Annotated in this window: 14 protein-coding genes; 3 read left to right on the top strand and 11 right to left on the bottom strand. The window is 61.5% G+C overall.

The window, feature by feature from the left end; translation table 11 throughout:
* Nucleotides 1-7: 7 nt before the first annotated feature.
* The 8 genes from AC1DHT_RS07675 to AC1DHT_RS07640 all read right to left on the bottom strand — a co-directional run bounded on the left by AC1DHT_RS07675 (nucleotide 8) and on the right by AC1DHT_RS07640 (nucleotide 4,872).
* A complete protein-coding gene (locus AC1DHT_RS07675; RefSeq protein ID WP_427541612.1) occupies nucleotides 8-736 on the bottom strand; it encodes a DUF1190 domain-containing protein in 729 nt (242 codons plus the stop codon).
* 19 nt (nucleotides 737-755) lie between these two features.
* The gene (locus AC1DHT_RS07670; protein ID WP_054594270.1) at nucleotides 756-1,184 is read right to left on the bottom strand and encodes a DUF350 domain-containing protein; all 429 of its coding nucleotides are present in this window, start codon (nucleotides 1,182-1,184) and stop codon (nucleotides 756-758) included.
* Nucleotides 1,185-1,197: 13 nt separating this feature from the next.
* Nucleotides 1,198-1,848 (bottom strand): DUF2491 family protein, encoded by a 651-nt coding sequence (locus AC1DHT_RS07665; protein ID WP_427541615.1) that lies wholly within the window; start codon nucleotides 1,846-1,848, stop codon nucleotides 1,198-1,200.
* Complete coding sequence (locus AC1DHT_RS07660) at nucleotides 1,835-2,047, bottom strand: hypothetical protein (protein WP_427541618.1); 213 nt, start codon at nucleotides 2,045-2,047, stop codon at nucleotides 1,835-1,837. Before AC1DHT_RS07660 ends, AC1DHT_RS07665 begins: the two co-directional genes overlap by 14 nt.
* Nucleotides 2,048-2,120: 73 nt before the next feature.
* Entirely contained in the window at nucleotides 2,121-2,684 is a 564-nt protein-coding gene (locus AC1DHT_RS07655) for a rhomboid family intramembrane serine protease (protein ID WP_427541621.1), read from the bottom strand.
* A 69-nt stretch (nucleotides 2,685-2,753) separates the two neighbouring features.
* Nucleotides 2,754-3,455, bottom strand: a complete 702-nt coding sequence (locus tag AC1DHT_RS07650; RefSeq protein ID WP_427541624.1) for a PspA/IM30 family protein — start codon at nucleotides 3,453-3,455, stop codon at nucleotides 2,754-2,756.
* 19 nt (nucleotides 3,456-3,474) lie between these two features.
* Nucleotides 3,475-4,152: a YjfI family protein gene (locus tag AC1DHT_RS07645; protein WP_427541829.1), complete on the bottom strand. Its 678-nt coding sequence runs from the start codon at nucleotides 4,150-4,152 to the stop codon at nucleotides 3,475-3,477.
* Nucleotides 4,153-4,317: 165 nt separating this feature from the next.
* On the bottom strand, nucleotides 4,318-4,872 hold the full coding sequence (locus AC1DHT_RS07640) for a cysteine hydrolase family protein (RefSeq protein ID WP_427541627.1): 555 nt from the start codon (nucleotides 4,870-4,872) through the stop codon (nucleotides 4,318-4,320).
* A 98-nt stretch (nucleotides 4,873-4,970) separates the two neighbouring features.
* Here AC1DHT_RS07640 and AC1DHT_RS07635 point away from each other — a divergent pair, with 98 nt between their 5' ends.
* Nucleotides 4,971-5,960, top strand: coding sequence for a GlxA family transcriptional regulator (locus AC1DHT_RS07635; RefSeq protein ID WP_477761318.1), 990 nt, complete (start codon nucleotides 4,971-4,973; stop codon nucleotides 5,958-5,960).
* A gap of 195 nt (nucleotides 5,961-6,155) precedes the next feature.
* On the opposite strand, the gene AC1DHT_RS07630 is transcribed toward AC1DHT_RS07635, so the two are convergent.
* Together AC1DHT_RS07630 and AC1DHT_RS07625 are read right to left on the bottom strand one after the other, a co-directional pair.
* Nucleotides 6,156-7,367 (bottom strand): MFS transporter, encoded by a 1,212-nt coding sequence (locus AC1DHT_RS07630; protein ID WP_427541633.1) that lies wholly within the window; start codon nucleotides 7,365-7,367, stop codon nucleotides 6,156-6,158.
* A 127-nt stretch (nucleotides 7,368-7,494) separates the two neighbouring features.
* Complete coding sequence (locus AC1DHT_RS07625; RefSeq protein ID WP_427541636.1) at nucleotides 7,495-11,811, bottom strand: DNA glycosylase AlkZ-like family protein; 4,317 nt, start codon at nucleotides 11,809-11,811, stop codon at nucleotides 7,495-7,497.
* Between the two features lie 327 nt (nucleotides 11,812-12,138).
* Between AC1DHT_RS07625 and AC1DHT_RS07620 the strand changes: the two genes are divergently transcribed.
* Both AC1DHT_RS07620 and AC1DHT_RS07615 read left to right on the top strand, forming a co-directional pair.
* A complete protein-coding gene (locus tag AC1DHT_RS07620; protein ID WP_427528516.1) occupies nucleotides 12,139-13,023 on the top strand; it encodes a sugar nucleotide-binding protein in 885 nt (294 codons plus the stop codon).
* Nucleotides 13,016-13,945 carry an NAD-dependent epimerase/dehydratase family protein gene (locus AC1DHT_RS07615; RefSeq protein WP_477761317.1) on the top strand — a complete coding sequence of 310 codons (930 nt, stop codon included), beginning with the start codon at nucleotides 13,016-13,018 and terminating at the stop codon, nucleotides 13,943-13,945. Before AC1DHT_RS07620 ends, AC1DHT_RS07615 begins: the two co-directional genes overlap by 8 nt.
* Before the next feature lie 169 nt (nucleotides 13,946-14,114).
* On the opposite strand, the gene AC1DHT_RS07610 is transcribed toward AC1DHT_RS07615, so the two are convergent.
* Complete coding sequence (locus AC1DHT_RS07610) at nucleotides 14,115-14,813, bottom strand: OmpW/AlkL family protein (RefSeq protein WP_427541642.1); 699 nt, start codon at nucleotides 14,811-14,813, stop codon at nucleotides 14,115-14,117.
* Nucleotides 14,814-14,892 lie beyond the last annotated feature (79 nt).

The following is a 14,892-nucleotide window of genomic DNA, read 5'->3' as shown; positions in this document are numbered from 1 at the left end:
TCGCTCCTTAACTGCTCGATCGACCGAAACTGCTCGAGCCACCCCAGCCGCTGCGGGCGCTGGCCTGGCTACCAAAGCCGCCTCGGGAAGTGGACGATGCCACCGAGATTGGCTTGGAGCTGCTCGACTTGAACGTGGAGCTGCTGTAGCCGCTACCGTATTTCGCCTGCTCGGATTTGGTGAAGCTCGAGCCCGTGGCGATGCGCTGGCTGAGCGTCGACGATGAGTAATCGCCACGTGAGTCGCGGTAGCGGTAAACCGGTTCGGCGTTGTAGCTGCCCCGGTTGCTGTTCAACATGTTGCTGATCAGCATGCCGGCCAGAAGGCCGTTGACCATTCCTCCTGAACCGCCTGAGCTCGCCTCGGAGGCGGGCAGTTGTGCTTTGGCGGCGTCCAGCTGGGTCTGGGTGACTTCGCCATTGGCTGCCAGCTCGAAGCCGCCGAGTTTTGGAATGAACTTGCCGGTGGAGTCCTGTTGGCACCAGTCAGCGACAAAATCGGCGTCGCAATCGGCCTGGCTGTCATACAGCGGCGCAATGCGACGGTGTTCGGTGAGGGCGGTCATGTAGGCGTTGGAGCAGACACTCACCGGAAGCTTTTGATCCACGCACTGCTGCACGGATTGAAAGTTGAACTTCTGATTCACTGTGTAGGTTTTTTCTGTCGGCCCGCAGCCTGATATTGCGACGGCGACCGATGCCGCCAGGGACAGTTGAACGTACTTGCTTCGTTTCATCATTGCCTCCGTGGCGCGATCAGTTCTGCGAAGGGGTCATGCACGCAGCATTGAGCAGGCCAACGCTGATGGCGACGGCTGCGACGTAGATGGCGGCAGCGATTTCGCCATTACGGATGCGTTCGGAGGTGCCTTTAAGCACCAGGCTGGTCATCAGGAACGCCAACAGTTGCACCACTGCGGCAATCAGTGCCCACACGGCGAAGTCCAGCAGGTTGACTGAGTAGGCAATCACATTGCTCGCCGGAATCGCGAAGCCGATGATGGCGCCGGACAGGGCGATGGCGGCCGCGGTGTTGCCGGAGCGAATCAGTTCGAACTCTTTGTGCGGCGTGATGCGGGTGTAGACGAACTGGAAAATCGCGAACAGCAGGGCGGCACCGATGATGTACGAAACAAATCCCAGGACGGCGGCTTTGTTCAGTGAGACGGAGAGTGCTTCTAGCATGGGCTGTTCCTTTTTAAATTGTGGTGAGGTCGGTGGTGTACAGCGAGATACCCAGTGAGGTGCTCAAGCTGATGCTGCCTTCGGCGTCTTCTTCCACCGAGAACAGCAGGAATTCGCGGCGGTCGGTCAGGCCGGTCTCGCGGGCGTAGAGCATCGAGCGATGTTCCACGACGTAGGACTGATCCGGATTGCTGACCTGCTCAGTGAAGGCCACCAATTCGGTCTGCCCGGCCTCGGTACCCCATTCGCGCCTGTATTCGACGCCTTCATGGGTGTAGGTCGGCAGACCGATCAGGCTGTCCGGCCCTGCGAGCCTGCGCAGCTCGGATTCACTGTTGAGGGTGACGTAGCTTTGGTAATTGAACAGGATCACCGACTCGACCTGGCCGGCGACGGCGCCGGTGGTATGAACCTGCAGCCAGAAGTCTTCGTCGTCCATGTAGTAGCGCGAAAGCCAGGTCGACTGGCCGAGGTCGACAGTGCCAACGCTCCAGATCTGCTGGGTGCCGGGAATGACTACGCTGGTTTTTTCGTCGAGCAACAGCTTGAGAGTAGTGTCGAACACCAGCGCTTTGCCCTGGCCGAGCCCGAGGGGGCCGGCAACCAGTGCGCTGTCCTTGGGTGTCGGGGCCTCAAGGCCCATCAGCTGTTTAAACCATCCCATGGGTGATTTCCTTTAGGCGGGTGGAAGGGGTATTGATCGAAGGCTGTTGTGGGCCCTTGGCGCGATGGCCGATGAGGAGCGCCAACTCGCCCAGGCTGGCGCTGGCAACGCGTACGCGCAAGGCGATGGCAAGGCCGCCCCGTCCAGACGTGTGGAAGAGCGACGCTGCGTACATGCGTAAAAAGAGGAATGTCGACATTCGTCCCTGGCTCCCTGGGGTGACGCGTCCTTGACGAATAAACCCGCTGCGGACGTTTTTGGTGCCTGCGTGTTTACCGGGCTGCATTAGACCTGCTGCGCGGCCTGGAGAGAAGTAGCCGTGCTGCAATAAATCCGGCGAATGCGCCGCCAATATGCCCTTCAAATGAGCTGCCCTGGCGCGGAATAAAGCCGAGAATCAGGCTTGCGTAGAGGAGGGCGACAATGCCGGCAATCAGTACGTTGCTCCAACTGCGATGGAACCAGGCTCGTGCCAGAAGGTACGCCCAAAGGCCAAAGACCCAGGCGCTGGCACCCACATGAACGCCGTTGAAACCGAACAGCCAGACCAGCGAGCCACCGAGCAGAATGATGATTGCGCTGACGGCCGCAAAGCGTTTGAAGCCCTCGGCGATTACCAGGGTTCCCAGTACCAGGAATGGCACCAGGTTGGCGATCAAGTGCGCGAAGGATATGTGCAGAAACGGTGAGGTCACAATTCCGACGAGGCCGTGGGCGGTTCGGGGGACCAGGCCGAACATCGTCAGGCCGTAGCCTGTCAGCACGTTCAGCAGGTGGGTCGCGACCATCAGCATGGCCAGGCCTGCGATGATCTTGAAGCCGGTTACCCTGTCCATCCTTGTCCTCGAATCAACAAAAAGAAGGGCACGTCGGTGCCCTTGCTTTTGAGTGCTTGCGAAAGCCGGTTACTCGGCCGATTGTTTTTTCAGTCGGTCCAGAATCGAGTTCGCACTGCCTTGGTCTGGGGTGATGCCGGCTTCGCGCAGCTTGCGCTCCAGGTCGTTGCCGGTGGACGCGTCCGCCAGTTCGTCGCTCGCTTGCAACTCGGCAGCCCGCTGTTCCTGCTTGGCTTGCAGGCGATTCAAGGTGCCGACGGCGGTTTCCAGTTTGCCGTTGGCGCCGCCGCTGGCGATGGAGGCGCTGACCTGCGCTTTCTGCACGCTTTCGCGGGCCTTGGCCATGTCTACTTGCTGGCGCAGGCTCTTGATGCGGGCTTCGGCCTTGGTGATGTCCTTGCGCATTTTGTCGGCGTAGGCACCGAACTCGGTGGTTTGTTTCTGTTCGGCGTCGAGTTCGTTGGTCAAGGTCGAAATGGCTTCGGCCACTTCCAGGGCCAGGTCTTCACGGTTGGCCTGGAGCGCGGCCATGGCCTTGGATTCCAGGTCCTTGATCTTGGCGTTGTACTGCGCCACGCGCTCGGCCGAGAGTTTGTGCTTGGCCATGATGGTCACCAGTTCGCGCTTGGCGTTTGCCAGGGCGCTGTCGGCGTCGCGGATTTCCTGATCGAGGATGCGCAGGGCCTGTTGGTCGGCGATGGCTTCGCCGACTTCGCTGGCGCCGCCACGCAGTGCGGTGAACAACTTGCTCCAGATCGATTGGTTTTGCATGCGTCGGTACTCCCGAAAATTAGTTGAAGAAGCTTTCGAAGGCTTCGCTGGCGCGCTGAACGTTGTCGACGAGGGTTTTGATTTCGGTCACGACGTTGGTCAGGCTGGACTCGGAACTGAGCGCACCGAACATGTTGTAGACGGTTTGGCCGTTGGGCATGGATTCAATACCGATCGACGACAGCGGGAACATTTCCCGGCTGCGCAGCACGGCATCGTTGAAGCGCTGCACGTCCTTGATGGATTCGAGATCGACCAGCACCGTGTCGACGATGATTTGCTCGCCGACGACGGCGATGTAAATCGGCAGCCCGCCAAACTCGTTCATTTCAAGCTTGATGCTCTGCTCGGAGCCTTGAATCAACGTCAGGGTGATTTCATTGGATACCACCTCATCGAGGGCCTGCAGGGCGCTGAAGAGGCGATCGATGTTCCAGTTGTTACCTGCGCTCATGTAATCCTCCAACATGAATGAACCAGCCAGGATCGGCTGGCGTAGCTGTTTCTCCATTTGCTTGAGCAGGCTCCGGTTTTCGGGAAGCACCCAAGTTTCATGTTTCACATAGCCGGCGGCGCTAAGTCCTCCACGCATCTGCTTCATGTAGAAGCTCGACGGTTTTTTTGTAGAGGGTTTCGAGCGCTCTCCCTGGCTGCTCGCGGGTGGGGTATCTGAGGCTGCTGGAGAGCGACGTTTCATTGCAGTGGCTCCGCTTTGTTTTGTATCACGCGTGAGAACACTACAGATAAATTCAGGCACTCTCAACAACTCACGCGTGAGATTTTTAATCGACTGATTTTCATCACGAAAAAAGGCCCGTAGCGTGTCAGCGCTACGGGCCTTCGGGTCTTGTCGGGGGCAGATTCAGTGACTGGTCACCAGGAAGTCATCGGTGGACACCACCGATGCATAGGCAAATCCCAGGGCCGACATGAAGGCCGCATGTACCTGGGCCGCCGGAACCACAACACCGTTGAACTCCAGGTCACGGGTGGCGCAGGCGTCGTGGATCACCGTGACGCCGTAGCCAAGATCGGCCGCGGCACGTGCGGCGCCGTCGATGCACATGTGGCTCATGCTGCCGACGATCACCAGGTTCTCGATGCCATGGTGGTCGAGGATCGACTGTAGTTCGGTGTCACGGAACGCGTTGACGAAGTGTTTGAGCACCACCGGCTCATGGCTGCGGTTGAGGACTTTGGGGTGCAACTGCGCACCCTCCGAGCCCGGTGTGAAAAACGGCGCGGTGTCAGAGGTGAATTCGTGGCGGATATGCACCACGTGATCACCGGCGTCACGGAAGGCCCGGATCACCCGCGCGGCGTTGTCGGCAGCCGCGTCGGCGCCGACCAGCGGCCATTTGCCTTGAGGGAAGTAGTCATTCTGGATATCGACTACGATGAGCGCTTGCTTGGCCATGGGTGTTTCCTTGGAGGGGGTGGTGTGAAACGAAGTATTGGGTTTCACCGGTCGTTCGAGGATTGGCCACACCGACAATAGAAGGGGGAAAACTGACAATGGGCGTAGAGCGCGCAGTCGCCGAGTTGGGCGTGCTGATCTATCCCGGCGCGCAGATGGCGGCGGTGCATGGTTTGACGGATTTGTTCGGTGTCGCGAATCGCATTGCCGCCGAGCATCAGAGCGTGCAACTGCCATTTTTGCGAGTCAGCCACTGGCAGGCGGATGCCGAGCATGCGCCCCAACGCATTTACGACAGTCATCCCGCTGCTGACGGCGCACTGATAGCGCTGTTGATCCCGCCCTCGATTGGCGGCTTTTCCGAAGGTCAGGCATCGCCTGCGCTTATTCAGTGGATTCGCCAGCAACACGCGGCCGGCGCGACCCTTGGCGGGGTGTGCGTGGGGTCTATTCTGTTGGCCGAAAGCGGTCTGCTCGACGGTCGCCGGGCCACCACTCACTGGACCTCGGCGAAAAAATTCGCCGAGCGTTACCCGAAGGTCACGCTCAACGCCGACAAACCCATCGTCGACGACGGCGACCTGATCACCACTGGCGGATTAATGGCCTGGTCGGAGCTGGGCTTGCGGCTGGTCAATCGTCTGATGGGGCCGAGCATCGCCACCAGCACTGCGCGTTTTCTGGTGATCGAACACAGCGACAGTGCGAGCGAATGCGGGAGCAACTTCGCACCGATTCTGAGCCATGGCGATGCAGCGATTCTCAAGGTTCAGCACTGGTTGCAAGCCAACGGTGCGGTGGAGGTGTCGCTGAGCGCGATGTCGCAGCAGGCAGGGCTGGAAGAGCGGACGTTCCYGCGGCGCTTTCGAGCCGCGACCGGTTTGAAACCGACCGAATACTGCCAGCACCTGCGAGTCGGCAAGGCCCGGGAAATGCTCGAGTTCACCAATGGCACCATCGACCATATCGCCTGGAACGTCGGCTACTCGGACCCGAGTGCGTTTCGCGCTACGTTCAAGAAAATCACCGGCCTGGCACCGAGCGATTATCGCGCACGATTCGGGGTGACGGCCCCCGCACGGCAATAAGCAACACGTTCCCGTAGCAGCTGCCGAGCCCGCGAGGCTGCGTTCGGCTGCGTAGCAGTCGTAAACACTAAGTGCACAATTTAACTGAAAGACCGCATAGCCTGATTTCACGACTGCTACGCAGCCTCGCGGGCTCGGCAGCTGCTACGTGAAGCATGCAGAAACGCAGCCCGAAGGCTGCGTTGGTTTGAAGGATCAATGCCCGGCGACAATCTGTGCCGAACCCTGCACCGGCTCGGCATACACCGGGCCGAGGCGATCAAGTCGACCGCTCCAGGCGGTCAGCGCCAACGCGACCAGCACCACCAGGCCACCGATCCACGCGGTATGGATCAAGCCCATGTGGGCGACGATCAACCCGCCACCCCAGGCGCCGCCAGCGATGCCGAGGTTGAAGGCGGCGATGTTCAGACCCGAAGCGACGTCCACCGCGTTCGGCGTGTGATGCTCGGCCTGACGCACCACATACACTTGCAGGCCGGGCACGTTGCCGAACGCCACGGCGCCCCAGACCAGTACGGTGGCCAGTGCCAGCCAAGGATTACCGGCGGTGAAGGTCAGTACGAACAGCACCGCGGCGAGCAGGGCGAAGATCAGTTTCAGCGCGCTGATCGGGCCGCGTTTATCGGCCAGTTTGCCGCCCCAGATGTTGCCGATGGCCACCGAGATGCCGTAGACCAGCAGCACCAGGCTGACGGTGCTGGCACTGAAGCCGGAAATATCCTGAAGAATCGGTGCCAGGAACGTGAAGGCGATAAACGAACCGCCGTAACCGACTGCCGTCATGGCGTACACCAGCAGCAAACGCGGTTGTTTCAGTACCTGCAATTGCTGCAACAACGACGCGGGTTTGCTGTGGGCGATGTTTTTTGGCACGTAGATCAGGCTGCCGATGAACGCAATCACACCCAGCGCCGACACGGCGAGGAAGGTTTCGCGCCAGCCGAAATGTTGACCGATAAAGGTCCCCAGCGGTACGCCGGTCACCAGGGCCACGGTCAGGCCGGTGAACATGATGGCAATCGCGCTGGCGGCTTTTTCTTTCGGCACCAGGCTGGTGGCGATGGTCGAGCCAATCGAGAAGAACACCCCGTGGGCCAGACCGGTGACGATTCGCGCAATGACCAGCGATTCGTAACTCGGGGCTTTCCAGGCCAGCAGGTTGCCGAGGGTGAACAGCACCATCAGCGACAGCAGCAACAATTTGCGTGGGACTTTGCCCGTCAGGGCGGTGAGCACGGGCGCGCCAATGGCGACACCCAGCGCGTAAAGGCTGACCAACAGGCCGGCCGACGGCAGACTGACGCCAAGGTCGGCACCGATGGTGGGTAACAGGCCAACGATGACGAACTCGGTCGTCCCGATGGCAAAAGCGCTAAGGGTCAGCGCGAGCAAGGCAATGGGCATGGCTGCAACTCCGGTGGTTTGATTCAGGAGCGCAGTGTCGGGGTTGGGTTCTTGCGGAAAAATAGCGAGACGGGCATTTGATATTTGACCTTCAAGCAAAGATCAAAGTCGCGTAACCGAAAACCGCTTACAGGGTTCTGTATTGAGTCAGTTTTTTGTGCAGCTCAGCGGTATTGGGTTGATCCAGTTCCAGCCAGTAATGCTGCGTACCGGCGATTTCGGCGGCGGCCGGCAAACCATCGCGGTACACCAACCGGTTGCTGGCGAGGGCGGGGACTTTGTGCCCCGGCAGCAGAGTGCCGGCGAGGTTCAGCGGGTCGACGCCGCAAACACTGATCAGGCTGCCGTCATGCGGGCGGCGGCGTACTTCGCGCAGCAGCGGGATCGCTTCGGGCAAGGCGAATTGTTCGCCCGCCAGACCGCTGACAAAACGTCCGCCGCGAATCTCACCACGCGCCTCCAGCCGATGAAAAGTGCGCAGCAATTCGCGCCAGCTCGGCAGCCACTCGGCTTCGCGTTCGAGCAAGCGCCAGAACACCACGCCGTAACGCCTGAGCAAGGTCAGGGCGATGTGTTCGAGGGTTTCGCTCGGGGTGCCACGGTTATCCACAACCGGCGGCGTCGATTGACGGCGCAACAAGGCCCAGCGCCCGGCATCGTCCATTCCGCCGACAAACGCCCCGCGTCCCCGTCGGCTGCTGCGCGCCTGGCGTTTGCTGGCGGGTGTAATCAACGCGCGCAGCCCGGCGAAGCTGTCGGCGTTGACCAGCCCGGCACCGACCAGTTCCTGCAAGGCGATCTCCAGCTCACTGCGCAGCAGATGGGCTTCGTGCAGCAGCTCATCGAAAAACAACGCGCCATGTTGGCTCAGCGCTTGATGGACTTTCTGGGTTTTGGGCGACAGTTCGCTGACCTCCGGTGGCTCGGTCAGGCTGCTCCAGAGCGGGACCTGCGCCCGTGGCAACAAGACAATCGGCGTGCTGCGCAGCGCTGCGCTGGTGGCTTTGTTGCGCACCGTCAGCCGGGTCCAGACCAGTTTGCCGCTGCGGCACAACTCATCCAGCCACGTCGATGAATAGTTCTTGAGCCGCGCCGGCAGAAGATCGCTGTCCCAGGCAGATGCGGCCGCCGGGTAGCCTTCGAGCTGACCGACAATCGCCGGCAACACCGCGCTGCCCTGGCCTTGGGTGGCTGGCGACAGATGCTGCCAGTCAAACAGGAAACGCATGAAATCCTGCAACGTCACGGGCTCGATTTCCCGTCGCAGGCGTTTGACCGTGTAGCGATGAATGCGCGCCAGCAAATGCCGCTCGCACCATTCTTCTTGCGAGGCCGCCGGGCTGAAGCGCCCGCGCAACACATAACCTTCGCGCTCCAGTTGCGCCAGCGCTTGAGTGACTTGAGTCGTCGAAAGCCCCAACGGTTGAGCAATCGCATGAATCGGCAGTGGACCAAATGCACTGAGGCGAGCGCGGATCAGTTCAACCAGTGCTTCATCGGCGTCCCAGGTCTCGTCGAAACCTGGCAAGGCTTGCAGCGGCGGTGACAAAGCGGCGTGTGGGTAGATCGCTTGCAGGCAGGTCAGGCGCTCCAGTGCCAGCCATATCGCTTGATCCGCGTTGATCTGAAAACGGCTGGCGCGCCCTCCATTCGTCAGGGTTTGCAGCCAGTGCGGCCACTGCGGATTGGCCAGTGCTTCGGCGTCGCTGATCGCGGCCAGGCTCATCAGCGCTTCATGCATTTCATCGGCGCTGGTGGGCTGCGGCCAGGCCTCATCGCGCACCGATTGAATGGCCTCGGCATCCAGCGCACCGAGGTCATCGGTCGATTGCGGATCGCTCCAGCGGCGGTTGAGCACCGCTTGAGTACGGCGTTCTTCCAGTGGCGCATCGTCGAGAAAGGTGTAGGGCCGGGCGCTGAGAATTTCCGCCGCCAGCGGCGAGGGCGCGGGCAAGTCGCGGCTGATCAAGCGCACTTCACCGCGCTCCATACGCCGCAACAGCGCCAGCCAGCCATCGCAGTCCATGGCTTCGTGCAGGCAATCGTCGAGGGTTTGCTCGACCAGCGGGTGATCAGGAATTTCGCGCTCGCCGACGAGGTTTTCCAGGCAGGCGATCTGGTCGGGAAACACGCTGGCGATCAGGTCTTCGCTTTTCATCCGCTGGATCTGCGGCGGTACTTTGCGTCCGCCGCTGTACCGCGGCAACGCGAGGGCGACGCCGGCGTTCCAGCGCCAGCGCACACCGAATAGCGGCGCGTCGAGCACGGCTTGAATCAGGATCTGTTCGGCGCTGTTGCTGTGCAGATAACGCCAGACCTCATCCAGCTCGAAACTGTGGCTGGTGGACAGCGACAAGACGATGGCGTCTTCGCTGGCGGCGGCCTGCAATTCGAAGTTGAAGGTGCGGCAAAAACGCTTGCGCAAAGCCAGGCCCCAGGCACGGTTAATGCGGCTGCCGAACAGCGAGTGAATGATCAACTGAGTACCGCCGGACTCGTCGAAAAAGCGCTCCATTAGCAGCGTGTCCTGAGACGGCAGGGCGCCGAGCGTCAGTCGGGCGCGGGCGAGGTAGTCCACCAGTTGTTCGGCGCTGGCGAGGTTCAGGCCGAGGGTCTCGGTCAGCCAGTCGATGCTCGGCTGTAGATCACCGGGCGTGGCGCTCAGCAGCTCATCGAGGTGCGCGTGCAGACGCGCCACGGCGAGCGACAATTCGGCACTGCGTCCCGGCGCTTCACCAAGCCAGAAGGGGATGGTCGGCGGCTGACCCTGGGCGTCCTCGACGCGGATCTTGCCGGTTTCGACCCGCAAGATCCGGTACGAGGTGTTGCCCAACTGAAAGACGTCGCCAGCGATGCTTTCCACCGCGAAGTCTTCGTTGACGCTGCCGATGTTCAGCCCTTGTGGCTCCAGCAGCACGCTGTAATCGGCGTTGTCGGGAATCGTCCCGCCACTGGTCACCGCCGTCAGTTTGGCGCCGCGCCGGCCACGCAATGTGCGAGTCACTGCGTCGCGGTGCAGGTAGGCGCTGCGGATTCCCTGGCGGCCGTTATAGCCTTCGGCGAGCATCTGCAGCAGCGCTTGATAGTGCGTTTCGTCGAGTTCGGTATAGGGCGATGCGCGACGTACCATTTCGAGCAGGGCCTGCTCCTGCCATTCCTGACAACTGACCTCGGCGACGATCTGCTGCGCCAGTACGTCCAGCGGCGCGTGGGGGATCAGCAGGGTGTCGAGTTCGCCCCGGCGCACGCAGTCGAGCAGGGCGGCGCATTCGATCAGGTCGTCGCGGGTGGTGGCGAACAGACGGCCCTTGGGCGTGCCGCCGACCTGGTGCCCGGAGCGTCCGACCCGTTGCAGAAACCCGGCGATCGAACGCGGCGAGGCGATCTGGCAGACCAGGTCGACGTCGCCGATGTCGATGCCCAGTTCCAGCGAGGCGGTGGCGATCAGCACTTGCAGGTCGCCACGCTTGAGCCGCTGTTCGGCATCGAGGCGAAACTCCTTGGCCAGGCTGCCGTGGTGGGCGGCGACGGCGTCTTTGCCCAAGCGCTCGCTAAGATGCCGGCTCAAACGCTCGGCCAAGCGTCGGGTGTTGACGAAAATCAGCGTAGTCCGGTGCTCGCGTGCAAGCTCGGCGATCCGGTCGTAGACCAGTTCCCAGACATCGTTGGCCATCACCGCCGACAGCGGCACCGGCGGCACTTCGATGCCCAGGTCCCGTCGGCGGGCGTGGCCGATATCGATGATCTCGCAGGGGCGGTCGGTGCCCACCAGAAAGCGCGAAACCGCTTCGATGGGTTTTTGCGTGGCAGACAGGCCGATGCGCATCAGCGGTTCCAGACACAAAGCCTGCAAGCGCTCCAGGCTCAGGGCCAGGTGGCTGCCGCGCTTGCTGCCGGCGATGGCGTGGATTTCGTCGACGATCACTGTGCGGGTGCTGGCGAGCATGCGCCGGCCGGAGTCGGAGCCAAGCAGCACGTACAGCGACTCCGGGGTGGTGACCAGAATGTGCGGCGCGCTTTTGCGCATCGCCGAGCGGTCCTTTTGCGGAGTGTCGCCAGTGCGTACGGCGGTGTTGATCTGAAGTTCGGGGAAGCCCAGTTGTCGCAGTTGCTCGGTGATACCGGTCAGCGGGTTTTGCAGGTTGATCTGAATGTCGTTGGACAGCGCCTTGAGGGGCGAGACGTAAACCACCAGGGTTTCGTCGGGCAACTCGCCACCCTGAGCCAGTCCTTGATGGACCAGATCGTCAATGACCGCGAGAAACGCCGTAAGGGTTTTGCCGGAGCCGGTAGGCGCGGCGACCAGCGTCGAACGACGCTGGCGAATCAACGGCCACGCGCCGGCTTGCGCGGCGGTGACCGCCGGGAAGGTGCTGTTGAACCAGGCGCTGACGGCAGGGTGGAAGCCTGCCAGGGCGCTGTCGGCTGATACGGGGAGGTTCATGGGCTAATTTATGCGGCTGGGTGGCTGAAGATGCAAGTACCGCTTGAGAGCTCCTGCGATCCTCGGTGCCCCATCGCGAGCAGGCTCGCTCCCACAGGGGGGGTGTGTAGATCACAATATCCCGGCCCACCGCAGAGCCCATGTGGGAGCGAGCCTGCTCGCGATGGGGCCAGTAGCAGCACCCTGTGTCCAAGGTATCTACACTTTACGAGTGACGGTTGCGCTTTAAACCCGCAAAATGCAACGATTCTGGCAATTCTCAGCGGCAAAGCCTGCGGGCTGTGCCGATCAAATCATCGTTCCAAACAGACTGGGCCTGCTGACTCTATGCGAATGCGCCTTATGTTACTGGGTGGCGGAAATGCCCTTGGGCAGGCGCTGATTCGCCTCGGTGCAGAGGAAGACATCGGTTTCCTCGCCCCCCGTCCACCGCAAGACGGCTGGGACGCCGCAAGCCTGACGCAGTTGCTCGACGACACTCGTCCCGATGCGCTGATCAATCTCGCCTATTACTTCGACTGGTTTCAGGCGGAGAGCGTGGCCGAGGCGCGTTTGGCTGCACAAGAGCGGGCGGTCGAGCGGCTGGCCGAACTGTGCCAGCATCACAATATTGTCCTGGTGCAGCCTTCCAGCTATCGGGTATTCGATGGCTCCCGGGCGACGGCCTACAGCGAAAAAGACGAACCGGTGCCGCTGGGGCTGCGTGGTCAGGCCTTGTGGCGTATCGAGCAAAGTGTGCGCGCGACCTGCCCGCAACACGTGATGCTGCGTTTTGGCTGGTTGCTCGATGACAGCGTCGACGGCACCCTGGGGCGTTTCCTCGCGCGTGCCGAGTTACCTGGAGAGCTGCTGATGGCCGATGACCGGCGTGGCAACCCGACACCGGTGGACGATGCTGCGCGGGTGATCATTTCGGTGCTCAAGCAACTCGATTGCGCAGCGCCACTATGGGGCACTTACCACTACGCCGGGCATGAGGCGACCACGCCGCTGGCGCTGGGGCAGGCGATCCTCGCCGAAGCGCGCAATCTGCACCCGCTGGCCATTGAAGCACCGACCGCGCAGGCCCACGCCGCACGGCCGGATGCCGCCGAAGAACCGCAGCACGCGGTACTCGCCTGCAAGAAAATTCTGCACACCTTCGGGATCAAGCCGCGCGCCTGGCGCGCTGCGCTCCCAAGCTTACTGGATAGGTTTTATCGTCATGGCTGATGGCCCTGTTTTGATCACCGGCGGTGCCGGCTTCATTGGTTCGCACCTTGCTGACGCCTTGCTCGCCAAAGGGTATTCGGTGCGCATCCTCGACGACCTGTCCACCGGTAAACGCAGCAACCTGCCGCTGGACAATCCACGGGTCGAACTGATCGAAGGTGACGTCGCCGATGCTGCGCTGGTGGCAAGGGTGATGATCGGTTGCAGCGCCGTGGCGCATTTGGCCGCCGTGGCGTCGGTCCAGGCATCGGTGGATGATCCGGTGCGCACTCACCAGAGCAATTTCATCGGCACCTTGAACGTCTGCGAAGCGATGCGTCAGGCCGGTGTCAAGCGCGTGCTGTTCGCCTCAAGCGCAGCGGTCTACGGCAATAACGGTGAAGGCGAGTCGATCGACGAAGAGACCGCCAAGGCCCCGCTCACGCCGTATGCCTCAGACAAGCTGGCCGGCGAGTACTACCTCGACTTCTACCGTCGTCAGCACGGTCTGGAACCGGCGATTTTCCGTTTCTTCAACATCTTCGGTCCGCGGCAGGATCCGTCATCGCCGTACTCCGGGGTGATCAGCATTTTCAGCGAGCGGGCGCAGAAAGGCCTGCCAATCACCGTGTTCGGTGACGGCGAGCAGACCCGCGACTTTGTCTATGTCGAAGACCTGGTCGACCTGCTGGTGCAGGCCATCGAAATGCCGACGCTTGAAGTGGGCGCGGTGAATGTCGGCTGGAATCAGGCGACGACCCTCAAGCAAATGCTCCAGGCCTTGGAGGAAGTGGTGGGGCAGTTGCCGCCAATCACCTACGGCCCGGCACGCTCCGGCGACATCCGCCATTCGCGGGCGAACAACCAGYGTCTGTTGCAGCGCTTCACCTTCCCTGAGCAGACGCCAATGAGCGTCGGGCTGGCGCGGTTACTGGGGCGCTAAGCTTTTCGCAGTCATGAAAACCTAGCTAAACCCATGTGGGAGCGAGCCTGCTCGCGATAGCTGAGTGACATTCAACATCGATGTTGACTGACAAACCGCCATCGCGAGCAGGCTCGCTCCCACAGGTTCTGGTATTGGCCTCAAGAGGGCCTTGCGCGTGAACCCGGATTTAGAACTTGTAACCCAGACCCACCATGTAGATCCACGGGTCCACGTCGATGTTGACCTTGGCGCGGGTGCCGGGGGCGACTGCGTTGTTGTCCACGTAGCCGGTGGTGTCGATGTCGATGTAGCGCACTTGGCCGTTGAGCATGATGTGGTCGGTCAGCATGTAATCGGCACCGACCTGCCATGCGAGGCCCCAGGAGTTTTTCGTCTTGAAGTTGCTGAAGCCGTTGGCTTGCGCTTCGTTACTGAGCTTTTCGTCGTAGATCCAGGTGTAGTTGATACCGGCGCCCACATACGGCTGGAATGCAGACTTGTTGTTGAGCGGGTAGTAAACCACGCTCAGGGTCGGCGGCAGGTGTTTGAGGGTGCCGAGCTTACCGTTGGCCGCGCCCAGGGAGGTGCCTTTGAGGTTCACGTCATGCTGGAACGGCGAGGCGGCGAGCAGCTCGATGCCGATATCGGGGGTGAGCATGTATGCGAAGTTCAGGCCCAGCTGCGTGCTGCTGTCCATGGTCGCCTTGCCACCCAGATCGGCACCCGCCAAAGGACCGCGATCAACCTTGACGCTGGAACTGCCGGCTGTCGGGTTGACGGTGATTGCACCGGCCCGAACGATGATGTCACCGGCTTCATGGGCTTGGGCGAGGGGGGTTGCAAGCGCGAATGCAATGAGGGACGCGCTGAGCAATGACTTGTGCATGAGGGCTCCAAAGGAAGATTCAAATTCTGTATCTCCAATGGTACGAAGCGTCAGGAACGGGGTTTTTGACTCAGCTCAA

Source organism: Pseudomonas sp. 05N432, from assembly GCF_056396945.1.
This window is presented reverse-complemented; position numbering and strand designations above follow the sequence as displayed.